1 protein-coding gene is annotated in these 523 nt (G+C 73.2%); it reads right to left on the reverse strand.

The window, feature by feature from the left end:
- Window positions 1-128 precede the first annotated feature (128 nt).
- Window positions 129-523 (reverse strand): hypothetical protein (locus tag ACI78S_RS25105; protein ID WP_456977711.1); only part of this gene is annotated, 395 nt, incomplete at its 5' end.

The following is a 523-nucleotide window of genomic DNA, read 5'->3' on the forward strand; positions in this document are numbered from 1 at the left end:
ACGGGCATTAGCGTGGGACAACGAGACCTCCGGGCGGTCGGTGAGGCGTCAGCACCCACACCTTCGCTCGGAGGTCTCCTTGTTCGCTCAGCCTCCTACGCCGTCAACAACGTCCGTGGTCACTACAGCTAGGCGACGCCGCCGCGCGCCCTGGTGACGTCTTCGGTGCCGCCGACGTGCCGGGCCGTGATCACCGCCCGCACCAGCGCGGTCAGCCGCGTCGTGGCCACGTGCTGCACGGGCCGGCCGAAGCGGGCGGCGATCTCGTCGGCGGTCACCCCCAGCGCCTCCAGGGCCGAGAGCGCACCGCGACGGGCCGGGGTCACCCGGCGCTCCTGCGGGCTGTCGGGGGTGGGCGAGGGGACCAGCAGGGGGTCCGCGGCCGGGGTGCACCCCAGCGCGTCGAAGACGAGCCATTCGAGCAGCCGGCCGGTGGCGTTGCGGTCGGTGATCTCCTTGGCCGGGTCGTCGTTGGGCTTGATCCCCACGTGCACGCTGCGGGCGCCGACCAGCAGCGGTCGGT

The organism is Geodermatophilus sp. SYSU D00815 (assembly GCF_054050035.1).